The 21,267-nt window shown below is 67.7% G+C and carries 19 protein-coding genes and 2 tRNA genes; 15 read left to right on the plus strand and 6 right to left on the minus strand.

The annotated features are described in order from the left end of the window. The first annotated feature begins 42 nt into the window (after positions 1 to 42). Genes dcm through ACFJIT_RS03330 form a run of 3 tightly spaced genes read left to right on the plus strand, consistent with a single transcriptional unit; the run spans position 43 to position 2,990 of the window. A complete protein-coding gene (gene dcm, locus ACFJIT_RS03320; protein ID WP_379655036.1) occupies positions 43 to 1,308 on the plus strand; it encodes a DNA (cytosine-5-)-methyltransferase in 1,266 nt (421 codons plus the stop codon). Between the two features lie 43 nt (positions 1,309 to 1,351). Beyond that, on the plus strand, positions 1,352 to 1,747 hold the full coding sequence (locus tag ACFJIT_RS03325; RefSeq protein WP_379655037.1) for a very short patch repair endonuclease: 396 nt from the start codon (positions 1,352 to 1,354) through the stop codon (positions 1,745 to 1,747). A gap of 1 nt (position 1,748) precedes the next feature. Next, the gene (locus ACFJIT_RS03330) at positions 1,749 to 2,990 is read left to right on the plus strand and encodes a type II restriction endonuclease (RefSeq protein ID WP_379655038.1); all 1,242 of its coding nucleotides are present in this window, start codon (positions 1,749 to 1,751) and stop codon (positions 2,988 to 2,990) included. 3 nt (positions 2,991 to 2,993) lie between these two features. Here the strand turns inward: ACFJIT_RS03330 and ACFJIT_RS03335 are convergent, their stop codons facing one another. Together ACFJIT_RS03335 and ACFJIT_RS03340 are read right to left on the minus strand one after the other, a co-directional pair. Beyond that, complete coding sequence (locus ACFJIT_RS03335) at positions 2,994 to 3,218, minus strand: hypothetical protein (protein WP_379655039.1); 225 nt, start codon at positions 3,216 to 3,218, stop codon at positions 2,994 to 2,996. 114 nt (positions 3,219 to 3,332) lie between these two features. Then, positions 3,333 to 3,827: a hypothetical protein gene (locus ACFJIT_RS03340; protein WP_379655040.1), complete on the minus strand. Its 495-nt coding sequence runs from the start codon at positions 3,825 to 3,827 to the stop codon at positions 3,333 to 3,335. A 326-nt stretch (positions 3,828 to 4,153) separates the two neighbouring features. Between ACFJIT_RS03340 and ACFJIT_RS03345 the strand changes: the two genes are divergently transcribed. Then, positions 4,154 to 4,405 carry a hypothetical protein gene (locus ACFJIT_RS03345; RefSeq protein WP_379655041.1) on the plus strand — a complete coding sequence of 84 codons (252 nt, stop codon included), beginning with the start codon at positions 4,154 to 4,156 and terminating at the stop codon, positions 4,403 to 4,405. Here the strand turns inward: ACFJIT_RS03345 and ACFJIT_RS03350 are convergent, their stop codons facing one another. After that, positions 4,406 to 5,602, minus strand: coding sequence for a hypothetical protein (locus ACFJIT_RS03350; RefSeq protein ID WP_379655042.1), 1,197 nt, complete (start codon positions 5,600 to 5,602; stop codon positions 4,406 to 4,408). It lies immediately after the preceding gene. Between the two features lie 236 nt (positions 5,603 to 5,838). Then, on the minus strand, positions 5,839 to 7,188 hold the full coding sequence (locus ACFJIT_RS03355; protein WP_379655043.1) for a tyrosine-type recombinase/integrase: 1,350 nt from the start codon (positions 7,186 to 7,188) through the stop codon (positions 5,839 to 5,841). A 38-nt stretch (positions 7,189 to 7,226) separates the two neighbouring features. On the opposite strand from ACFJIT_RS03355, the gene ACFJIT_RS03360 reads away from it, so the two are divergent. The 8 genes from ACFJIT_RS03360 to ACFJIT_RS03395 all read left to right on the plus strand — a co-directional run bounded on the left by ACFJIT_RS03360 (position 7,227) and on the right by ACFJIT_RS03395 (position 16,070). Continuing rightward, positions 7,227 to 7,303: transfer RNA gene (locus ACFJIT_RS03360), tRNA-Arg, on the plus strand. Positions 7,304 to 7,354: 51 nt separating this feature from the next. Further along, positions 7,355 to 7,432, plus strand: a tRNA-Arg gene (locus ACFJIT_RS03365). Between the two features lie 129 nt (positions 7,433 to 7,561). Beyond that, positions 7,562 to 7,696 (plus strand): hypothetical protein, encoded by a 135-nt coding sequence (locus ACFJIT_RS03370; protein WP_267899560.1) that lies wholly within the window; start codon positions 7,562 to 7,564, stop codon positions 7,694 to 7,696. A 91-nt stretch (positions 7,697 to 7,787) separates the two neighbouring features. Further along, the gene (thrA, locus tag ACFJIT_RS03375; RefSeq protein ID WP_130517468.1) at positions 7,788 to 10,271 is read left to right on the plus strand and encodes a bifunctional aspartate kinase/homoserine dehydrogenase I; all 2,484 of its coding nucleotides are present in this window, start codon (positions 7,788 to 7,790) and stop codon (positions 10,269 to 10,271) included. After that, positions 10,268 to 11,188 carry a homoserine kinase gene (locus ACFJIT_RS03380; RefSeq protein WP_379655044.1) on the plus strand — a complete coding sequence of 307 codons (921 nt, stop codon included), beginning with the start codon at positions 10,268 to 10,270 and terminating at the stop codon, positions 11,186 to 11,188. The genes thrA and ACFJIT_RS03380 overlap by 4 nt, the downstream gene beginning before the upstream one ends. A 159-nt stretch (positions 11,189 to 11,347) precedes the next feature. Further along, a complete protein-coding gene (gene thrC, locus ACFJIT_RS03385; RefSeq protein ID WP_379655045.1) occupies positions 11,348 to 12,640 on the plus strand; it encodes a threonine synthase in 1,293 nt (430 codons plus the stop codon). Positions 12,641 to 12,737: 97 nt separating this feature from the next. Then, positions 12,738 to 15,179, plus strand: a complete 2,442-nt coding sequence (locus ACFJIT_RS03390; RefSeq protein WP_379655046.1) for a DUF3772 domain-containing protein — start codon at positions 12,738 to 12,740, stop codon at positions 15,177 to 15,179. Positions 15,180 to 15,473: 294 nt separating this feature from the next. Beyond that, a complete protein-coding gene (locus ACFJIT_RS03395; protein WP_379655047.1) occupies positions 15,474 to 16,070 on the plus strand; it encodes a hypothetical protein in 597 nt (198 codons plus the stop codon). 324 nt (positions 16,071 to 16,394) lie between these two features. On the opposite strand, the gene ACFJIT_RS03400 is transcribed toward ACFJIT_RS03395, so the two are convergent. Beyond that, positions 16,395 to 17,648, minus strand: coding sequence for a TIGR03862 family flavoprotein (locus tag ACFJIT_RS03400; protein ID WP_379655048.1), 1,254 nt, complete (start codon positions 17,646 to 17,648; stop codon positions 16,395 to 16,397). Between the two features lie 110 nt (positions 17,649 to 17,758). Between ACFJIT_RS03400 and ACFJIT_RS03405 the strand changes: the two genes are divergently transcribed. Then, a complete protein-coding gene (locus ACFJIT_RS03405) occupies positions 17,759 to 19,366 on the plus strand; it encodes a serine hydrolase (protein WP_379655049.1) in 1,608 nt (535 codons plus the stop codon). 278 nt (positions 19,367 to 19,644) lie between these two features. Here the strand turns inward: ACFJIT_RS03405 and ACFJIT_RS03410 are convergent, their stop codons facing one another. Continuing rightward, complete coding sequence (locus tag ACFJIT_RS03410) at positions 19,645 to 20,082, minus strand: FKBP-type peptidyl-prolyl cis-trans isomerase (RefSeq protein ID WP_379655050.1); 438 nt, start codon at positions 20,080 to 20,082, stop codon at positions 19,645 to 19,647. Positions 20,083 to 20,141: 59 nt separating this feature from the next. Here ACFJIT_RS03410 and ACFJIT_RS03415 point away from each other — a divergent pair, with 59 nt between their 5' ends. Together ACFJIT_RS03415 and ACFJIT_RS03420 are read left to right on the plus strand one after the other, a co-directional pair. Continuing rightward, positions 20,142 to 20,507, plus strand: coding sequence for a DUF6164 family protein (locus ACFJIT_RS03415; RefSeq protein WP_379655051.1), 366 nt, complete (start codon positions 20,142 to 20,144; stop codon positions 20,505 to 20,507). Between the two features lie 20 nt (positions 20,508 to 20,527). Beyond that, positions 20,528 to 21,265, plus strand: a complete 738-nt coding sequence (locus tag ACFJIT_RS03420; protein WP_340648689.1) for a sulfurtransferase — start codon at positions 20,528 to 20,530, stop codon at positions 21,263 to 21,265. Positions 21,266 to 21,267: the final 2 nt, after the last annotated feature.

Raw genomic sequence — 21,267 nt, forward strand, 5'->3', positions numbered from 1 at the left:
ATATCGGACAGAATGTCCGGTAAAGTTCCCAGGGAGGCAGGTATGTCCCAGAGCGACGCGTTGGCTCTGCTGCGGCTGGCCCGGAAAAGAAAAATGACCCAGGAGACGCTGGCCGGCCTCCTGTCCACGACCGCCAAGACCATCTCACGCTGGGAGCGCGGCGAAACCCGTTGCCCTCAGATGATCGCTCCGGCGTTACAAGAGATTTTGCGAATGAACCAGCCCGGCGAACCCCGCAGTAACGATTTCACCTTCATTGACCTGTTCGCCGGGATCGGCGGCATTCGCATGGGGTTTGAACGTGCTGGTGGCACATGCGTGTTCACCAGTGAATGGAATGAGTGGTCGAAAAAGACCTATCAGCACAACTTCGGCGAAGGACACGAGTTTGCCGGTGATATCACCAAGGTGGAGGCGAAGGATATCCCTGACCACGATGTGCTGCTGGCCGGCTTCCCATGCCAGCCCTTCTCCATCGCAGGCGTAAGCAAGAAGAATGCCTTGGGCCGGGCGCATGGCTTTGAATGTACGACGCAGGGCACGCTGTTCTTCGACATCGAGCGCATTATCCGCGAGAAACGCCCGAAGGCATTCCTGCTCGAAAATGTGAAGAACCTGAAAAGCCACGACAAGGGAAACACGTTCCGCGTCATCATGGACACGCTGGAAAACAAACTTGGCTACAAGGTATTCGCCCGCGTGATCGACGCGAAGCACTTCGTGCCACAGCACCGCGAACGCATTCTCATCGTTGGCTTCCGCGAAGATACAGATTTCACCTGGGATGATCTGCGGCTGCCTGAACTAGGGCCGGATATCTGTTCCATCCTTCACCCCGAAGACGGAACAGAACGGGCCGAAGGCCACTACACCACTGGACCGCAGGCCAAGGTGTCGCCGAAATACACGCTAACGGCCCGGCTGTGGCAGTACCTACAAGACTATGCGGCCAAGCACCAGGCAGCAGGCAATGGCTTCGGGTTCGGGCTGGTGAAGCCTGGCGTGGATCACCACACCCGCACACTGTCCGCTCGCTACTACAAGGACGGAAGCGAAATCCTGATCCATCGTGGCAAAGGTAAGCGGCCGCGGCGGCTGACACCGCGTGAATGCGCACGCCTGATGGGCTTCCCTGACGATTTCCAGATTGTCGTGAGCGATACACAGGCATACCGCCAGTTCGGCAACAGTGTCTGTGTGCCTATGATCGAGGCGGTCGCAAAGATAATGGCCCCGCGCATTGCCTACCTCAAAGCCAAGGACGAAGGCGGCGCAGTTCAACATCCGCTGATGGCGAACGCTGCCTGATTGTATGGCGGACATTGTGCCGCCTGATGTACGAAGCCGGATGATGTCTGGCATACGCGGCAAGAACACCCGGCCAGAATGGATTGTACGCCGCGCCCTACACGCGCGCGGCTTCCGCTATCGGCTTCATGTGCGGGATCTGCCGGGTCGCCCCGATATCGTACTGCCGAAGCACCGCGCTGTGATTTTTGTTCACGGCTGCTTCTGGCACGGGCATGACTGTCCGCTGTTTCGATGGCCGAAAACCCGGCCAGAGTTCTGGCAGGCCAAGATCAATCGCAACCGCGCCAACGATACTAAGCACCAGTCGGAGTTGCGTGCAGATGGATGGCGTGTTGGTATCGTGTGGGAGTGCGCGCTGCGGCAGTATGTGGACGTGGGCGTGATACTCGCAGAATGGATTGACTCTGACAGGGTTGCGTGCGAAATCAGGGGGTGAGATGAAACGAGGCTACCTTTCCGAATACTTTGAAGGTGTGGCAATAAAGCGCCTTGCGGCAGTCGAAATCGACCCGACGCGCTCGCACCAGCATGAGTTCAACGCCACGTTGGCTATGCTGAACTTTCTGGGGCGACCCTCGGAGAAGACGCGCTATCCAGCCCGATACATCTACCTCAACGATGACCATGACGAGCCAATCGTTGAGGACGCGACGCTTACGCTTTACGACGCACGCGCAGCACACCCCACCCGGTCGGAGTACCGCTTCTACTTCCCCGACACGCAGGTATCGCAGATGGCGAGCGAGGGCGATCTACTGCTGATCGCCAAGCGCCGCAAGGTGGATGACGGCGACACTGATCCGGGTCTTCTGGTAGTGGTTGCCGAGAATGGTTCCAGCGTGGCGAACCAGATGGCATGGCTGTTCGGGTTCTCCGGAGATGAACTGTTTCCGAAGTTCTCCGTGCGCTCCGAGCTGGAAACCGAGCAGGATCGAGTCGGCTTCGCGGCGGCGATCATCTTGGAAAGCATTGGGGTGGAGGTTGAAGAACGCGCAGAGACGTTCCTTGACGAGATGCTGGCCCGCTTTGGTGGACGGTTCCCCCGAACAATCGACTTCTCCGGGTACGCACGCAGCACACTGAAAGATCTAGACGTCCGCGACGACCCTGATGGAGTGTTGCTCGCATGGATGGAGCGGGAGGAAATCCTGTTTCGCACGCTTGAACGCCATCTGATCGCCGAGCGCCTACAAGCCGGTTTCACAGGAGATCAGGCAACGGAGGACTTCATCCGGTTTTCGCTGTCTGTACAGAACCGGCGAAAGAGCCGTGTTGGCCTCGCGCTGGAAAACCACATGGAGGTTGTATTCACATCCCTGGGGCTGCGCTACAAGCGGACGGCTGTTACCGAGAACAAGAGCAAGCCCGATTTCCTGTTTCCCGGCCAGGATGAGTATCACAACGCCGCGTTCCCGGCAGCGCGGCTTTCCATGCTGGCAGTAAAGAGCACCTGTAAAGATCGCTGGCGGCAGGTGCTGGCTGAGGCTGACCGGATCGAGGAAAAGCACCTGCTTACCCTCGAAACGGCCATCAGCGCGAACCAGACTTCCGAGATGAAGGCTAAGCACCTCCAACTGGTGGTCCCGCGCGGGCTACATGACACCTACAACGCGGAACAGCAGGCGTGGTTGTTTGATGTCGGAGCGTTTACCAGGCTGGCGCTGGACCGACAACAGTAGCCATCACTGGAACCGCAGGCCGTCCAGATACGCGCTGCCGCGTGCGTGGAGTTCGCTCGGCGTCTTGCCCACTACCAGGGGATGAGCGCCAAACTTGCCGAGACAGATGGAGCGGTGCGAAATCTGCTTGTGAATGTGGACCTCAGTGGGTGCGCCGCGCTTCTTGCTGATCTCTGCGGCAATGTCTGCGGCCAAGGCGTTGAGGTGTTCAATCGTGATCTTTTCCATGCGCTTATCCTGTGTGGGGTGAGTGACCATTGTCTGGTCGGAAAATGCGTTCATCAATCGAATAAAATATGTTTTTGCTGTCGTCTTCTTGCTTGCGGATACGATGTATCCGCCTCATGGACTATGCGGCTTCCAGTTCGGCTTCATGCCGATACTGCGCAAGGCTTCTATCCCAGCGATGACCGCTGCGGGGTGATTGCGTGCAACGGTATCCAGCCCCTGGCGCGTGATGAGTTGCGGGTTGAAGAACTGCCCCTCCGGCAGTTCGATAATGATTGCCGCGTCCACGAGTTTCGACAGGGCCTTCGAGATCGCAGGCTGTTTGACTTTCAGTCGCGCAGCCAGACCTTTCTGGTTGACGGAAACGAGGTTTCCGTACTTCGCCAGGTCGAGTAGCAGGAGCAGCAACGCGATCGCCGTCGGCGACAGCTTCTTGTCCAGGATGATCGCGGACAGCGAGCCGGTGAAGCAGAGCGCAAACGCGTTGATGGGGTCGATCCTCTTGCGCTTCTTGGACACGTACACATTGATCTCGCCGGGGAGGTCGTCTCGCTCCTGTACGGTGTGGATCGCGTCGCTAATCTCGGCAATGGCAGTATCGAGGGGCATGGCACTGGGGGCGTTGTGAAGGTGGGTGACCGATAACGGATATTCCAACGCTGTCCAGTGGAGACGCCCCTAATACAGAGAGATTTAGATTTGAGATGGAGAGATGGGAAAAGCCGCGCGTCCCGTAAATGTTTGTTTGTGTGGGGATATTTATTTCTTCGCAAATCGAAACATATTCCTGCACGGAATAAGTGCCGCTTCGATGGCGCGTCATGTGTGGGCAGCGGCGCGGCGCATACATCGTCTCCGGTGAGCGGTGAGACCTCCGCACTTGCGCCTGCGCCATCGTCGGTTATCAGTGAATGCCTCCACAGCGAGGCATTCCAATGGCCGACGAGAGCAAGACCACCACCCAGGCGCTACTTCGCGCACTTCTCCGCGAAATGGAGAAGTCACTAGCAGCGCCCAAAGCGCAGGAGCCGCCCGCGCCAGGAACGCGCCGGACGCGCGTCAATGTGAAAGAGTTCAACAAGGCCCAGCAGGAGGGTGAGAACTGGTGGAAGGATGGCGGCGATGAGGACGCCTTCATTGGCCTGCGTCCGCGTCCGAAATCCCGCGCGAAACGCCGGTTGCGCTGACTACCAGCGCGGTCGAGGACTACGCGGCGCAGGCGTTGCCGCTTGCGCTGGTAGGCGTTCGGCCAACCGCGCCGCGATCTTTGCGAATCGCTGGGCGGTAGTGGGCGGCAGCGTCTTGGTATGTCGAACGGGACGCGTTGCGGTTGCCGCTTTCACCGCGACAGCGCCGCGCCCGCTTCGCGCATGGCCGTAGTGTTGTTGCGTTCTGTCATTCGAGTGGCCCAGCCATGCCGCGACACCTTCGCGCCCTTGCGTCGCTTTCGCGTCGCTGGCGCGGGCATGGCGATACGCATAGGGTGACAGGCCCGGTTGCGCCTTACGCATGGCGCGACGCACGGCAACGATATCGGCGGGGCTGGCTTGGAGCCGCCCGCCATCCTGCGCCGCCGCGAGCGTCAGCAGGCCAACGGCCATTTTCGACAGGCCCAGGCGGGTGGGTGCAACCGACAGCACGCGTTGCGGCTGGCCGCGCACCGCGTCCACCTTGGCCCCGGCAACATGAAGGCGCAGCCCATCCGGCATAACTTCCAGTCGCACGCCACGCGCCAGTTCGGCGGGGCGTATGCCGAAGACCGCGAACACAGCGGCGAACAACTCCACACGCTTACAGCGCCCGCGCTGATTGCCGAAGGCCACCATGAGTTGGTCGGGAGTCAGGGCCACGCGCCCGGCGCGGCGCTTGCTCTTGCTGGCCGGGCGTTGGCCTGCCGCCCGCAGGGCGGCGGCCTTGTCCGCCCAAGTGGGGCGGTCGGGGTCAAGGTACAAGGCGTGGAACACGACCGCTCGCTCGAACGCCTGCCGGGTGAACTCGCGCATGGCGGGCATGTCCTTGGCCTTCCTGGCGACTTCGGCCAGGGACCGGAGCCGTGCGAGTTCTTCGGCTTCTGCCCACCGGCAGGCCGACCGGAGTCGGTCGAAGTGGGCGCGGGTGCTGGCCGCTTCCAGCGGCGTCGCACCTGCCGCCCACAGCCGGGCATGGTCGCGCCGGTACGCCGCGACGGTGGCGGGGGAAGGATTGGCCCCGCTGCTGGCGGCTTCGTCCAGTACCGCCCGCACGGCCCGATCCATCGCCACGCCAACAGGCTGGCGCAGGCGCAGCCCTTCGGCTTGGGCGCGGGCATGGGCGTCGGCCAGCACGGCGGCGAACCGCTGGCGGAGGTTGTCGGGCAGGCGGGGCGGTGGGTTGTCCCTCTCCATCGAGACACCCTAACCACCCCGCGTCGCCGGGCAAGCCGGCGACAGGCTGGCGGCTCCCGCCATCAGCCCAGCGGCTCCGCTGGCGCGGAGCCGTCGCCCGGTCGCTCCCGCTTTCCCGTCGCCGCTGGACGCGGCAACGGGCCGGGCGGCCTCTCTGCGCCCTGCCGCTGGCGCGGCCAGGGCTGCGAGAGGGCACATTGTCGGCCAGTGACTGCCGACAATGTGCGGGGGGAGGGCTATCTGCCCGCCACGCTCCTGCCTCGCATTTCGATAGCGGCAGCGATCGCGGCGGCAAAATCGTCGGGAGGAAGGGCGGCCAATGCCTTCGCGGCGGCGCGAATGGCGTTCGCGTCGCCTCTCTGGCCTTGCTCCATTGCGTCGATCTTCCGGCCCGTTTCGGCTGGGTCAGGATTGAAGTAGCGGAAGAATGTGGCGAGGTCGGTATGCCCCGATACACGCGCGGCCTCGGCAGCAGAGAGGAAGCGACCGAGTTCCGTGATACGGGTGTGGCGCAGATCATGGAAGCGCGCGCCCTTCACGCCAGCCCGGTCGCAAGCGCGCGACCAGGCCTGAGTGATGGTGTCTGCGCGCAGGCGTTCGCCTTGGTCCGAGGTGAAAACTGGCCCCTCCCTCTCGATTCCGGCCAACTGTTCTGCGGACTTCGTTCGCTTGCTTCCTTGCGGCTGGGCGCGCCGAACGAGAATGGATAGGGCGGCAGCGGGCAGCGGGATGACGCGCTCGACGACCTTGCCCGCACGCGACTTCGTTTCGCGCAGGCGCGCAGTCTTGCGGCTGAAATCAATGTCCGGCCAGTCGAGTTTGACCACTTCGGAGCGGCGGGCAGCGGTGAACCGGGCGAATACGATGGCGTCTTGCGTCCCCTGCTCGTGCTGTTTCAGCTCCTTCGTGATCTTCTCCCATTCCGTGTCTGTGATGACGCGCTCGCGCTCGTCGCTGACGGGCAAGCCCTTGATGGATTGAAGGGGATTGACCAGTTCGATCTGCCAGTCGTTCTGTGCGCGAACGAAGACACCACGAACGACCGTCAGCAGACGCTTCAACGCTCCGGCTCCGGCTGGGTTTCCTTCGCGGTCTTTCAGTTTTTGTTGGAGCGAGTGCGGCTGGGTGCCGACGAAATCTGTGTATTCGAGGTCGCCCACCCATTTGTCGGTCAGGTGCGGAAAGCCTTTGGCGTTCTGGCCCTTGCCCAGGCCCAGCATGGTTCTAATGGCGCTTCGCTCGGTCCTGATCGCCTTGTGCCTGATTTGCCCGGCGTCCAGGTCTTCCAGGTAGCGTTGCAGCAGGGCGCGCAGCGTCCAGGCGTCGGCGCGGGCGGCATGAGGCTTGCCGTAGGTCTTGATGTGCTGTCGTTCGCGCGTTGCGTAGGCTTCGGCGTCCAGGCGGGCCCTGGTGATGTGGTCAACATCGCCGGTCTGCGCCTTGGGATTGACCGGATAGCGGACGGTACGCAGGTGGTGTCTATTGCCTTTCTTGTCGGTCCATCGGACCTTCACTTCCCATCGGGGTTGCCCATCTTCACGGTAGTAAACGCCCGGAACTGCGCTGGTTTGTTTGGCCTTGGACATGGCAACAGGTATCCTATTCCCGTGATCGGTTGAGATATGGCCCCGTGGCACAACTGGATAGCGCGCACCCCTCCTAAGGGTGAGGTTGTGGGTTCGAACCCCGCCGGGGCCGCCACCGTCCGGGACGATTTGTCCCAGAAGTGTCCCAACCGATCTAAAAATAACAGGCCCTAAGCGGTTTTTGGGCAGACCTTTGCCCCTCCTAAGGGGAAGGTCGCCCGTTCGAATCGGGCCGGGGTCACCATCGTGCAGCCAAGCGTGGCGAAAATTTCACCAGCGCCGTGCCGGCCTTCGAAGTTGCGCGTGAAACCATGAGATGCCTTGTTTCACAGCGCTTGACAGGCTTGCGGTGCATGCGGTTCATTAGCCGCCCATGACGCACCTGCCCACCCCTGCCGTGACCGCCAGCGCAACTTGCGCGGGCTTCGTCGCGGGCGCGGCGGGCATCGGCACGATTACCACCACCACGATCACCCGGACCCGGGTGCTGGTGGCCGTGCAAGCGTAGGTTCTTCGCAAACACCGCCCCGCACCCGGATCAGGATGCGGGAGCCCCACATCCTGATGCGCGCGAGGCCTTCTCCCCACCCGAGGTCTCCATGTCGTCGCCCGCTGCATCCGCCCAACCGCTGAAAACCGTCGCCCACAAGTTCGGCGGCACCTCCGTGGCCGATGCCACGCGCTACCGCCACGTGGCCGACCTGCTGCTGGCGCGCGATGAGGACGAGCAGGTCACCGTGGTCTCGGCGATGAAGGGCGTGACCGATGCGCTGATCGACCTGGCTGGGCGTGCGGCCGGCAACCTGGCCGACTGGCGCGAGCGCTGGCACGAGCTGCGCGCGCGCCATCGCGGCGCGGCCGTGGCGCTGCTGGGCGAGGATTCCGGCGCGACGGTGGAATGGCTGGACGGGCAGTTCGACACGCTGGCCGAGGTGCTGCAGGCGCTGTCGGTGATCGGCGAGCTGCCGCGCGAGGTGCTCGAACGCGTGCAGGGCCTGGGCGAGGTGTATTCGGCGCGGCTGCTGGGCGACCACCTGCGCAGCCGCGGCCAGGACTGCGCGGTGCTCGATGCGCGCGAGGTGCTGGTGGTCGATCGCGGCGAGCTGGGCGTGGACGTGGACTGGGAGACCAGCGCCCAGCGCCTGGCGCAGTGGCGTGCCAGCCACCCGGCCCGGCGCGTGGTGGTGACCGGCTTCGTCGCGCGCGACCGCGCCAACCGCATCACCACGTTGGGCCGCAACGGCAGCGACTACTCCGGGGCGATCTTCGCCGCGCTGTTCAACGCCGCCGAGCTGCATATCTGGACCGACGTGGACGGCGTGCTCTCGGCCGATCCGCGCGTGGTGCCCGAGGCGGTGCAGCTGGAATCGCTCAGCTACGACGAGGCCTGCGAACTGGCCTATTTCGGCGCCAAGGTCGTGCATCCGCAGACCATGTCGCCGGCGATCGAGCGCGGCCTGCCGATCATCATCCGCAACACCTTCCAGCCCGAGCATCCGGGCACGCGCATCACCGCGCGCAAGGACGCGGCCGGCCCGGTCAAGGGCCTGACGCTCTCGCCCGACCTGGCGGTGGTCAACCTGGAAGGCACCGGCCTGATCGGCGTGCCGGGCACGGCCGAGCGCGTGTTCTCGGCGCTGCGTGCCGAGCGCGTGTCGGTGGTGATGATCTCGCAGGGCTCCTCGGAGCATTCGATCTGCTGCGTGGTCAAGGCGGTCGATGCCGCGCGTGCGCGCACCGCCCTGCTCACCGCCTTCGCCCACGAGCTGGCGATCGGCCAGATCCAGCGCGTGCAGCTCACCGACGGGGTCAGCGTGCTGGCCGCGGTGGGCGACGGCATGGCCGGCCTGCCGGGCGTGGCGGCGCGGTTGTTTGAATCGCTGGGCCGCGCGCGGGTCAACATCCTGGCCATCGCCCAGGGCTCGTCGGAGCGCAACATCTCGGTGGCCATCGCCAGCAGCGATGCGACCAAGGCGCTGCGCGCGGCGCACGCCGGCTTCTGGCTCTCGCCGCAGACCTTCGCGGTCGGCGTGATCGGGCCGGGCCATGTCGGCGGCGCGCTGCTGGATCAGCTGCGCGCGGCGCAGCCGCAGCTGCTGGGCAAGGCCAATGTCGACCTGCGCCTGCGCGCGATCGCCTCCTCGCACCGCATGCTGCTGGCCGAACGCAGCATCGAGGACGACTGGCGCGGCGTCTTCGCCCAGGCGCGCGAGCCGCTGGACCTGGACCGCTTCACCGAACACCTGCTGGCCTCGCACCTCCCGCATACGGTGATCGTGGACTGCTCGGCCAGCCCGGCCGTGGCTGATCGCTACGCCGGTTGGCTGGCCGCCGGCATCCACGTGGTCACGCCGAACAAGCAGGCCGGTTCGGGCTCGCTGCAGCGCTTCGAGGCCATCGCCGAGGCCGCGGCCGCCAGCGGGGCGCGCTTCCGCTACGAGGCCACCGTGGGCGCCGGCCTGCCGGTGATCACCACGCTGCGCGACCTGGTGGACACCGGCGATGCGGTGACCAGCATCGAAGGCATCTTCTCCGGCACGCTGGCCTGGCTGTTCAACCGCTTCGACGGCAGCGTGCCGTTCTCCGAACTGGTCCGGCAGGCGCGGGCGATGGGCTATACCGAGCCGGATCCGCGCGACGACCTGTCCGGCACCGATGTCGGCCGCAAGCTGGTGATCCTGGCGCGCGAGGCCGGCCGTGCGCTGTCGCTGGAAGACGTGCGCATCGAGAGCCTGGTGCCGCAGGCGCTGCGCCAGGCCAGCGTGGAGGACTTCATGGCGCGACTGGACGAGGTGGACGCCGACTTCGCCCAGCGCCTGGCCGCGGCGAAGGCGGCCGGCAAGGTGCTGCGCTACGTTGCGCGACTGGACCAGGACGGTGCCAGCGTCGGCCTGGTCGAGCTGCCCGCCGACCATGCCTTCGCCAACCTGCGCCAGACCGACAACGTCGTGCAGTTCACCACGCGTCGCTACTGCGACAACCCGCTGATCGTGCAGGGCCCCGGCGCGGGCCCGGAAGTGACCGCGGCCGGCGTGTTCGCCGATGTGCTGCGCGTGGCGGCGGGGCAGGGGGCGCGCCTGTGAGGCGGGAGGCACGCGCGTTCTCGCCGGCCTCGGTCGGCAATGTCGGGGTCGGCTTCGACATCCTGGGCCATGTGATCGAAGGCCCGGGCGATACGGTCACCGTGCGCCGCATCGAGGAGCCTGTGGTGCGGATCGCCGCCATCCGCGGCACCACGCTCGACCTGTCGCTGGATGCACCGGCCAATACGGCGGGCGCGGCCTTGATCGCGATGCGCGAGGCGCTGGAGCTGCCGTTCGGCTTCGAGGCGGAGATCGACAAGGGCATCGCGCTGGGTTCGGGCATGGGCGGTTCGGCCGCCTCCTGTGTGGCCGCGGTGGTCGCGGCCAATGCCTTGCTCGACGAACCGCTGAGCCCGCAGGCGCTGTACCCGTTCACCCTGGTCGGCGAGGCGGTGGCCAGCGGTGGTCAGCATGGCGACAACCTGGGGCCGATGCTGCTGGGCGGACTGGTGCTGGCCACGGCCGAGCATCTGGCCAGCGTGCCGGTGCCGCAGGGCTGGCACAGCCTGCTGGTGCATCCCGATGCGGTGCTGGAGACGCGCCGCGCGCGCGCCGCGCTGGCCGGCGCGTACGAGCTGAAGGACTTCGTCCACCAGAGCGCCAATCTGGCCCTGGTCCTGGCCGGCTGCTATCAAGGCGATGCCACCCTGGTGCGCGCCGGCCTGGCCGATGTGCTGGTCGAACCGCGCCGCGCGCCGCTGATCGGCGGCTTCGACGCGGCCAAGGCGGCGATGCTCGCCGGCGGGGCGATGGGGGCGAGCATCTCCGGTGCCGGCCCGAGCATCTTCGGCTGGTTCGAGACGCGCGCCGAGGCGCAGGCCGCGGCGCCGGCGGTGCAGGCGGCCTTCGAACAGGCCGGCTTCACCTCGCAGGCCTGGGTCTCGCGCATCGCCGCGCCGGGGGCGCGCGTGCTCTGACCTTCTTGTTGGCACTCCAGAAAATCATCTGCTTGCCTGTGGGAGCCGCCATGGCGGCGATAAGGCTTTACCGGTAGAGCCCATCGCCGCCATGGCGGCTCCCACACAGAAACAACCGCATCCATCGCCAATCCCCCAGCTTTTCGGAAAACCTCACCCATGCACTTCGTTTCCACCCGCAACGCCTCGCCCGCCGCTTCGCTGAGCGCGGCCATCGCCGCCGGCCTGGCGCCCGATGGCGGCCTGTACGTGCCCCAGGCCCTGCCGCCGGTGCGCGCGCTGGCCGCCGGCGAGTCGCTGGCCGGCACTGCCGCCACGCTGCTGCAGCCGTTCTTCGAGGGCGACGGCCTGGAGGGCGCCTTGCCGGACATCTGCGAGGCGGCCTTCGACTTCCCCGCGCCCCTGTTGCCGCTGGCCACGCCGAACGACCATGTGCTGGAGCTGTTCCATGGCCCGACCGCGGCGTTCAAGGACTTCGGCGCGCGCTTCCTGGCGCAGTGCCTGACCCGCCTGCGCGGCGCGCAGGAGCCGCCGCTGACTATCCTGGTGGCGACCTCCGGCGATACCGGCGCGGCGGTGGCCGCCGCCTTCCATCGCCAGCCCAACCTGCGCGTGATCGTGCTGTATCCGGACGGGCGCGTCTCGCCGCGCCAGGCGCATCAGCTGGGCTGCTTCGGCGACAACATCACCGCCCTGCGCGTGGCCGGCTCGTTCGACGACTGCCAGGCGCTGGTCAAGCGCGCCTTGAACGACGCACAGCTGCAGGCGCGCGCGCCGCTGAGTTCGGCCAATTCGATCAGCCTGGGGCGCCTGCTGCCGCAGATGAGCTACTACGCCCACGCCGCGCTCGGCCACCACGCCCGCAGCGGCAACACGCTGAACTTCGTCATCCCCACCGGCAACCTCGGCAATGCGATGGCCGCGATCCTGGCGCGGGCGATGGGCGTGCCGATCGGCCGCATCGTGCTGGCGACCAACGCCAATCATGTGCTGCCGGACTATTTCGACGGCGGCGAGTACGCGCCACAGCCCAGTGTGGCGACCATCGCCAACGCCATGGACGTGGGGGCGCCGAGCAACTTCGAGCGCCTGCGCTGGCTGTATCGCGGCGACGACGCGGCGCTGCGCGCGGCCTTCGCCTCGGCCAGCGTGGACGACGACGCGATCCGGCTGGTAATCGCGCGCCGCTATCGGCACTTCGGCGAGGTGTTCTGCCCGCATACGGCCACGGCGGTGAAGGTGCTCGAGGACCTGCGCAACCAGGGCGAGGGCGGCGACTGGGCGGTGGCCGCCACGGCGCACCCGGCCAAGTTCGAAAGCGTGGTCGAGCCGCTAGTCGGCCCGATCGGGGTGCCACCGGCCCTGGCCGACCTGCTGCTGCGCCCGGCCCACGCCGAGCCGATCGGGCCCGATTACCAGGCCCTGGTCGGCCACGTCCTGGCCGGCGCCTGAGCCGGTGGTGAAAGCCGGCGGCACGCGCCGCCGGGCCGGCGACGGGCGCTGACTTATCATCGGCGCCGGTGCGTGGCGTCCACGCGTTGTCCGTGTCGTGATCGTGTCCTTCCATTCCGTTTCGCGTGCCGCCCGGCGGCTGTGGCTGCTGAGTGCGCTGCTGGTCCTGGCCGCCGGCCAGGCGCTGGCGCAGGGGCCGGCCGCGCCGGCGCCCAGCGTCGATGAGGCCTTGCAGCAGATCGACGATGCGCTGAGCACGCTGCAGGACCAGTCCAAGGACGAGCAGGTCCCCGAGAACCTGCACGCGCTGGGCCTGCAGGTGGCCGACGCCCAGCGTCAGGCTGATGCCCAGGCCCTTGCCCTGCAGCCGCAGTTGGACGAGATCGACGAGCGCCTCAAGCAGCTGGGCGACTTGGCGCCGGGCACGCGCGAGGCCAGCGACATCGCCGCCGAGCGCAAGCAGCTGCAGGCCAGCCACGACCGCCTGGACGGGGCGATCAAGCGCGCCAAGCTGCTCTCGGTCGAGGCCCAGCAGCTGGGCGATGCCATCGAGAAGGCGCGTGCGCGCCAGCTAAGCGAGCAGCTGTTCGCCCGCGTCGCCTCGCCGCTCTCGCCGACCCTGTGGCGGCAGATGGCCCAGGCCCGGCCCGACGACCTGCAGCGCCTGCGCGCGGTCGGCCAGGACCTCACGCAGGCGCTCCAGCAGGGCGTGGCCACCCATGGCACCGCGCCGCTGGCCACCGGCATCGCGATCGCGCTGTTGATCCTTCTGCCCGGTGCGCTGGCGCTGCGCTGGGTCGGCCAGCGCTATGTGATTCAACGCACGCCGGGCGGGCGCCTGCGGCGCTCGGCGCTGGCGGTCTGGACGCTGGTACTGGGCACGGCGCTGCCGACGATCGCGGCCTGGGTGCTGATCGATACGCTGCGCGCGATCCAGGCCATCCCCGAGGACCTGGACGGCCTGGCCGACGCGGTGGTTCGGGTGACCTTCTTCTCCGCCTTCGTCGGCGCCACCAGCGCGGCGCTGCTGCTGCCGCGCCAGCCGTCGTGGCGCCTGCTGCCGTTCGACGACGACACGGCGGTCAAGCTGGGCCGCTATGCCTGGCTGACCTCGGTGGCGGTGTGGCTGAGCGGGATGCTGACCGCGCTCAACCGCGTGGCGCGCACCAATCCGGTGACCGGGGTGGGCGTGGATGGGGTGATCGCGCTGGTGTTCGTGGCGCTGGTGATCGCCATGCTGGTAAGCCTGCTGCGCATCCACCGCGGGCCGGTCGAGGCCGCGGTCGAAGGCGGCGAGGCCACCGCGCCGGCCGTGCCGCAGCGCCGCTCCGGCGTGGTGGTGCTGATCTCGCTGCTGGCGCAGCTGGTGGTCGCCGCGGCCCTGGTCGGCGCGGTGCTGGGCTACGTCAACTTCGCCCGCGCCGCGACCCAGCAGATCATCTGGGCCGTGGTGGTCTGCGGCGCCGGCGGGCTGCTGATGATGTTCGCCGACGACCTGTCGCAGTGGCTGTTCAAGCCCGACAGCCGCTTCGGCAAGGCCGCCAGCGTGGGCCTGGGGTTGCGCTCCAGCCACATGGAGCAGGCCGCCGTGCTGACCGCGGCGGTGGCGCGACTGTGGCTGGTGCTGATGGTGATCGGCGCGCTGCTGGTGCCTTACGGCGCCAACTTCACCAGCATCACCGACTGGATCGTGCAGGCGCGCAAGGCGTGGACAGCCAGCGGCCTGCCGCTGCAGCCCTGGGATGTGCTGCGCGCGGTGCTGGTGGCGCTGATCGGCCTGGCCCTGGTCAAGGCCGCGCACCGCTGGCTGGTGCGCACCTACCTGCCGAGCACCGAGCTGGAGCTGAGCACGCGCGCCTCGGTGGCCGCGGTGATGCGCTACCTGGGCATCACCGTGGTCGCGCTGTGTGTACTGGTGACCCTGGGCCTGGACATGACCAAGCTGGCGATCGTGGCCAGCGCGCTGTCGGTGGGCATCGGCTTCGGCCTGCAGGCGATCACTCAGAACTTCATCTCCGGGCTGATCCTGATGGCCGAGCGTCCGGTGAAGATCGGCGACTGGGTGCGCATCGGCGATGCCGAGGGCGACGTGCGCCGCATCAACGTGCGCTCCACCGAGATCCAGGTGTCCGACCGCTCCACGCTGATCGTGCCCAACTCGGACCTGATCACCAAGACCATCCGCAACATGACCATGGCCGGCCCGCTGGGCCGCGTGCAGCTGCAGTTCTCGGTGCCGCTGGGCACCGACGTGGCCGCGGTGCGCACGATGCTGCTGGACCTGTACGCCGTGCACGAGAACGTGCTGGCCGAGCCGGCGCCGTCGGTGTTCATCGACTCGATCGCCGGCGGCATGATCGCCATCAACAGCTTCGCCTACGTGCCCAGCCCGCGCGCGACCTATGGCACGCGCAGCGACCTGTTCTTCCAGCTGCTGCAGGCCCTGGCCGATGCGCAGATCGCGCTGGTCACGCCGCAGGATGTGCGGATTGTCGATGCGGCGCCGCCGGCGACTGGTCAGGAGCACGCGCCGGGCTGAGCCGCGGTGCGGATGCCTGAGGTCGATCAGGCAACAGGCGGCGGGGAGCAAGAAGCGGGCGGTAAGAAGAGTGCGGTAAGAAGACGGCAGTGGACAGCGCGTCAGGCTGCGCGAAAAACTTCTACCGTCGTTCCCGCGAGAGCGGGAACCCAGTGCCTTGGTTCCTCCGCGCGAAAGTCGCTGGGCTCCCGCTTTCGCGGGAGCGACGGTCTTTATAGCCTTCACGAGCCAACCCGCCGCATGCGCAACCACCGCACACCGGCGGTGTAGGCTGCCGCCACACAGGAGTCCGCCATGCACCCGATCCTCGCGCAGCTGCCGCCGGCGCAGCGTCAGGCGCTCGAACAGGCCTATGCCACGCCGCCGCGCGCCTATCACTCCATCGGCCACGTGCAGGAGGTGCTGCGCCAGGTCGACGCGGTCGCGCAGGGGCCCGGCTGGCGCCTGCCGGGCGAGGTGCAGTGGGCCGCGCTGTACCACGACGCGATCTATGTGGCCGGGCGCGGCGACAACGAGGCGCGCTCGGCGCAGCTGGCGCAGGCCCATCTCGAACAGTGGCCGCAGCCGGGCGTGGACGCGGCCCGCGTGGTCGAGCTGATCGAACTCACCGCGCGCCATGGCACCCTCTCGCCCGGCGATGTGGATGCCGAGGCGGCGCTGTTCCTGGACTGCGACATGGCGATCCTGGGCGCGGCGCCAGAGGTCTTCGACGCCTACGACCGCGGCATCGCCAGCGAATACGCGGGCGTGGTGCCGGGCTTCATCTTCCGTCGCAAGCGCAAGCAGTTCCTCAAGGATCTGCTGCAGCGCGAGCGCATTTATCTCAGCGATTTCTTCCACGCGCGCCTGGACGCGGCCGCGCGCGCGAACCTGCGGCGCGCGACGCGCTGAGTCAGGCCTCGCCACGACGCTTGGCGCCCGCGCTCAGCTCCTCCTCTTGCGCAGCAGGGGGAGGCCGGGAAGGGGTTGGATCAGTCCGCGGCGCGCTTTGGTTGGCCGCGCCTAACCACATCAACATCGTCACCCGCGAACGTTCATCGGCGCAGCCCGCGCCACTGCAGGCTTTGCTGCACCGCACACGCGATCTGTCATGTTCACGACCGGTCCGCGTCACCGGACTTGAACACTTGGCTGCGCATCATGCGCCCACGTTCCGCGACCGCCGGGGTTGAAGCAAGACTTCCTTCCGGCCCTCGCGGACGACCAATACGGTCGTCAGTCCCCGACGCGACGACCTTTCGCCCAGGCTGCCGCGCCCATGCCGGCGCGGTGGCCCGAGGCGAAACACGCGGTGAGCAGATAGCCACCGGTCGGGGCTTCCCAATCCAGCATCTCGCCGGCGCAGAACGTGCCCGGCACCGCCTGCAGCATCGCCTGCGCGTCCAGCGCCTCCAGACGCACGCCGCCGGCGCTGCTGATGACCTCGGTCACCGGGCGCGGGCGCAGCAGCGTCAGCGGCAGGCGGTGGATCGCCTGGGCCAATGCGGTGGCGTCCTGACGGGCGGCACCGGTGACGGTCTCGAACACCAGCGCGGCCTTGGCGCCCTCGATGCCCACGGCCCGGCGCAGGTGTTCGCCCACCGAGCGGCCCTTGCGCGGCCGCGACAGCTCGGCGATCAGGCGCGGCAGGTCGCGGCCCGGCGCCAGGTCGAGTTCGAGCGTGGCCTGGCCCTCGTGCGCGATCGCCTCGCGCAGGGCCGGGGCGAGGGCGTAGATCAGGCTGCCTTCGATGCCGGTCTCGGTGAGCACGCATTCGCCCTGCAGCGCGTGCGCCGCGCCGTCCGCGTCGCGCCAGTGCGCCACCACCGGCTTGAGCGGCGCGCCGGCGTGCGGGCGCATGTGCGCGCTGAAGGCGATGTCGAAGCCGCAGTTGGCGGGTTTGAGCAGCGCCACATCCACGCCGCGCGCGGCCAGCCACGGCTGCCAGGCGCCGTCCGAGCCCAGCTGCGGCCAGCTCGCCCCGCCCAGGGCCAGCACCGTCGCATCGGTCGCTACCCGCAGCGGGCCCTGCGGCGTGTCGAAGCGCAGCGCCCCGTCCGCTTCCCAGCCGGTCCAGCGATGCTGGACGTGGAAGCGCACGCCCTGGTCCTTGAGCCGGCGCACCCAGGCGCGCAGCAGCGGCGCGGCCTTCATGTCGCTGGGGAACACGCGCCCGGAACTGCCGACGAAGGTGTCCACGCCCAGTCCGCGCGCCCAGGCGCGCAGCGCATCGGCATCGAAGTCGTCCAGCCAGGCGCCGACCTGCGCGGCGCGCTCGAAATAGCGGGCATCGAACTGCGGGCGCGGCTCGGAATGGGTGAGGTTCATGCCGCCCTTGCCGGCGATCAGGAACTTGCGCCCGACCGAGCCCTTGGCCTCGTAGACCGCCACTTCCAGGCCTGCCTCCCGCGCGGTCTGGGCCGCCATCAGGCCGGCCGGGCCGCCGCCGATCACGGCCAGGGTGGGAGCAGGGGAGCGAGCTTGGGACATCGCGCCATTATGAAGGGCCGCGCGCATGACCGATGGCAGGCCACGTCGTCGCGCGCGGCGGCTATCGTGCGAGGCTGTCTCTTTCCAACCGGGGAACTTCGATGCGCGTGATGCCGACCCTTGCGGGGGCGCTGTTGACTGCTGGCCTGCTGGGCGCCGCCTCTTCCGGGCAGGCGCTGTCCGTCGAGCCGCCGCCGGCGCAGCTGGTGGACTTCGACGCCTATGTCGACAAGACGCGCGAGACCTTCGATGTGCCCGGCATTGCGGTGGCCATCGTCAAGGACGGGCAGGTGGTGCTCGAGCGCGGCTACGGCCTGCGCGAGCTGGGCAAGCCGGAGAAGGTGGACGCCAGGACGCTGTTCGCGATCGCCTCCAACACCAAGGCCTTCACCTCCGCCTCCATCGCCATGATCGCCGACGAGGGCAAGCTGAGCCTGGACGATCGCGTCATCGACCACCTGCCGTGGTTCCGCATGTCCGATCCCATGGTCACCCACGAGCTGCGCATCCGCGACCTGCTGGCCCATCGCAGCGGCCTGTCGCTGGGCGCCGGCGACCTGCTGTATTGGCCGACGACCACCTACACCAACCAGGAGGTCGCACAGCGGCTCAAGGACGTGCCGATCAAGGGCGGGTTCCGCTATCAGTACGCCTACGACAACATCCTGTTCGGCGTGGCGCAGCTGGTGATCGAGCAGGCCTCGGGCATGCCGTACAAGCAGTTCCTGCAGCAGCGCTTCTTCAAGCCGCTGGGCATGGACGACACGGTCTACAACAGCGACGACCTCAAGCCCGGCGACGATGTGGCCACCGGGCATTCCAAGGAGGATTTCACCCGGCTGGTGCCCGCGCCGCGCATGACCTGGTCCAATGTCGGCGGCGCCGGCGGGATCTATTCCAGCGTGCACGACCTGTCCAAGTGGGTGATCGCCCAGCTCAACGGCGGGGTGATCTCCGGAGAGGGCGAAAGCGCCAAGCGCCTGTTCAGCGCCAAGCGCCAGGCCGACATGTGGACCATGCTCACGCCCATCCCGGTGTCCGAGCCCTCGGTACCGGAGCTGGCCGCGGTCAAGCCCAACTACTTCGGCTATGGCGAGGGCTGGATGCTCTCGGACTATCGCGGCCGCAAGCTGGTCTGGCACACCGGCGGCTGGCCGGGCATGGTCTCGCGCATCACCCTGGTCCCGCAGGAGAAGCTGGGCGTGATCGTGCTGACCAACCAGGAGGTCGGCGCCGCCTTCAACGCGGTCACCCTGCGCGCGCTGGACGCCTACCTGGACGCGCCGAAGACCGACTGGAACGCCGCCTACGCCAAGGCCGTGGCCAAGTCGCACGGCGATGCCGACGAAAGCTGGGCCAAGCACCAGGCCGCGCGCGACGCCAGCTCCAAGCCCTCGCTGCCGCTGGCCCGCTACGCGCAGACCTATCGCGATGCCTGGTATGGCGACATCGTGATCGCGCAGGAGAACGGCAAGCTGGTGATCCGCTTCACCAAGACGCCGCAGCTGGTCGGCGAGCTCAGCCACTGGCAGCACGACACCTTCGTGGTGCGCTGGCGCGAGCGCTGGCTCAACGCCGATACCTTCCTCACCTTCCAGCTGGATGCCGACGGCCAGATCACCAGCGCCGGCATGGAGCCGATCTCGCCGCTGACCGACTTCAGCTTCGATTTCCAGGATCTGGCGCTGAAGCCGGTGAAGGCGACGAAGGCGCAATAGGCCTTATGTGGGAGCAACAGTCTCTCAGATCGAGTCGCAGCCACTCTGTAGAGCGGAGCTTGCTCCGCTGCGTTTCGGACGGATCGTCGGGAAGCCACAGCGGAGCAAGCTCCGCTCTACAGGTGGGATCCGCCATAGGCCGAGAAGGCCGCAGGGGCGGCCGCCACGAAAAGCAGGTGCTTACTAGGCTTTTCATGTGGGAGCCGCCATGGCGGCGATGAGGCTTTACCGGGAAAGCTCCAGCGCCGCCATGGCGGCTCCCACCAAGCGCTGGGTGCCTACGGCGCCTTGACGTCCAGCAACTCCACATCGAACACCAGCGAGGCGCCCGGCGGGATGACGCCGCCGGCGCCCTCGTCGCCATAGCCCAGCGCGGCCGGGATCATCAGCGTGCGCTTGCCGCCGACCTTCATCCCCGCCACGCCCTGGTCCCAGCCCTTGATGACCTGGCCGCCGCCGAGCGGGAAGGTGAAGGGCGTGCCGCGATCGATGGAGCTGTCGAACTTCGGCCCGTGCCTGTCCGGCTTGGTGTCGTCGTAGATCCAGCCGGTGTAGTGCACGCTGACGTTGTCGCCTGGCTTGGCCTGCGCGCCCTGGCCGACGCTGATCTCATGCACCTGCAGCGTGTCCACGCCGCCGTGCAGTTCGATCGGTGGGCGCGGCGGCGTGCAGGCGGCCAGCGCCAGGGTCAGGGCCAGAGGAATCCATCGGCGCATCGTGCGCTCCTGTAGAGGTGAGAAGGCGCGCCACGTTAGCAGCCCGCTATCCTGTGCGCATGGCCAAGCTCCTGCTCAACCTGCGCAACGTGCCCGACGATGAAGCCGGCGAGGTGCGCGCATGGCTCACGCGCGCGGGCATCGCCTTCTACGAGACCGCGCCCAGCAGCTGGGGCATCAGCCATGGCGGCATCTGGCTGAAGGACGATGCGGACCTGCCGCGCGCCAAGGCGTTGATGGCCGAGTACCAGGCCGAGCGTGGCGAACGGGCCCGGGAGGCGCGCCAGCAGGCGCAGCAGGACGGCACCGCCGACACCTTCGCCCGCCAGCTGCGCGCGCGGCCGCTGTACGTGGCCGGGATGCTGCTGGCGATCGTCGCGATCCTGGCGCTGACCCTGGCGCTGCCGTGGTGGCTGCTGCGCTGAGCCCCCGTAAAATGGCCGGCATGATCCTCAACATCGCCGCCTATCACTTCGTCGCCATCGACGACCCGCAGGCCCTGGCCGATGCGCTGCTGGCGCGCGCGCAGGCCGCCGACCTGCGCGGCACGCTGCTGGTCGCGCCGGAGGGGCTGAACGTGTTCCTGGCCGGGCAGGCGCCGGCGGTGCGCGACTTCGTCCAGGCGCTGCGCGCCGAGCCGGGCCTGGCGCAGATCGTCATCAAGGAGAGCTGGAGCGAGGCGGTGCCCTTCGCCCGGCTCAAGGCCAAGGTCAAGCCGGAGATCATCACCTTCCGTCATCCCGGCAGCGAACCGTTGGGCCGCGACCGCGCCCCGGCGGTGACGCCGCAGACGCTGGCGCGCTGGCTGGACCAGGGCCACGACGACGCGGGCAAGCCGGTGCGGCTGCTCGATACCCGCAACGAAGAGGAGGTCGGCCACGGCACCTTCGCCGGCGCGCTGACCCTGCCGATCACAGACTTCACCCAGCTGCCCGAGGCGCTGGCGCCGCACCGCGCGGCGCTGGCCGACGCGACGGTGGTGAGCTTCTGCACGGGCGGGGTGCGCTGCGAGAAGGCCGCGCTGTGGATGCACGACACCGGCATGGCCAACGTCCTGCAGCTGGAGGGCGGCATCCTGGGTTACTTCGAGCAGGTCGGCGGGCGGCATTACGACGGCGCCTGCTTCGTGTTCGACGACCGCCTGGCGCTGACGCCGGATCTGCGCCCTGTCGCGGCCGGCTAGGC

The sequence above is a fragment of the Pseudoxanthomonas sp. UC19_8 genome, from assembly GCF_042700505.1.
Classification (GTDB): domain Bacteria; phylum Pseudomonadota; class Gammaproteobacteria; order Xanthomonadales; family Xanthomonadaceae; genus Pseudoxanthomonas_A; species Pseudoxanthomonas_A winnipegensis.

Coding starts and splice junctions, on each gene's coding strand:
- dcm (WP_379655036.1), top strand. CDS start 43: ATGTCCCAGAGCGACGCGTTGGCTCTGCTGCGGCTGGCCCGGAAAAGA.
- ACFJIT_RS03325 (WP_379655037.1), top strand. CDS start 1,352: ATGTCTGGCATACGCGGCAAGAACACCCGGCCAGAATGGATTGTACGC.
- ACFJIT_RS03330 (WP_379655038.1), top strand. CDS start 1,749: ATGAAACGAGGCTACCTTTCCGAATACTTTGAAGGTGTGGCAATAAAG.
- ACFJIT_RS03335 (WP_379655039.1), bottom strand. CDS start 3,218: ATGGAAAAGATCACGATTGAACACCTCAACGCCTTGGCCGCAGACATT.
- ACFJIT_RS03340 (WP_379655040.1), bottom strand. CDS start 3,827: ATGCCCCTCGATACTGCCATTGCCGAGATTAGCGACGCGATCCACACC.
- ACFJIT_RS03345 (WP_379655041.1), top strand. CDS start 4,154: ATGGCCGACGAGAGCAAGACCACCACCCAGGCGCTACTTCGCGCACTT.
- ACFJIT_RS03350 (WP_379655042.1), bottom strand. CDS start 5,602: ATGGAGAGGGACAACCCACCGCCCCGCCTGCCCGACAACCTCCGCCAG.
- ACFJIT_RS03355 (WP_379655043.1), bottom strand. CDS start 7,188: ATGTCCAAGGCCAAACAAACCAGCGCAGTTCCGGGCGTTTACTACCGT.
- ACFJIT_RS03370 (WP_267899560.1), top strand. CDS start 7,562: ATGACGCACCTGCCCACCCCTGCCGTGACCGCCAGCGCAACTTGCGCG.
- thrA (WP_130517468.1), top strand. CDS start 7,788: ATGTCGTCGCCCGCTGCATCCGCCCAACCGCTGAAAACCGTCGCCCAC.
- thrC (WP_379655045.1), top strand. CDS start 11,348: ATGCACTTCGTTTCCACCCGCAACGCCTCGCCCGCCGCTTCGCTGAGC.
- ACFJIT_RS03395 (WP_379655047.1), top strand. CDS start 15,474: ATGCACCCGATCCTCGCGCAGCTGCCGCCGGCGCAGCGTCAGGCGCTC.
- ACFJIT_RS03400 (WP_379655048.1), bottom strand. CDS start 17,648: ATGTCCCAAGCTCGCTCCCCTGCTCCCACCCTGGCCGTGATCGGCGGC.
- ACFJIT_RS03405 (WP_379655049.1), top strand. CDS start 17,759: ATGCCGACCCTTGCGGGGGCGCTGTTGACTGCTGGCCTGCTGGGCGCC.
- ACFJIT_RS03410 (WP_379655050.1), bottom strand. CDS start 20,082: ATGCGCCGATGGATTCCTCTGGCCCTGACCCTGGCGCTGGCCGCCTGC.
- ACFJIT_RS03415 (WP_379655051.1), top strand. CDS start 20,142: ATGGCCAAGCTCCTGCTCAACCTGCGCAACGTGCCCGACGATGAAGCC.
- ACFJIT_RS03420 (WP_340648689.1), top strand. CDS start 20,528: ATGATCCTCAACATCGCCGCCTATCACTTCGTCGCCATCGACGACCCG.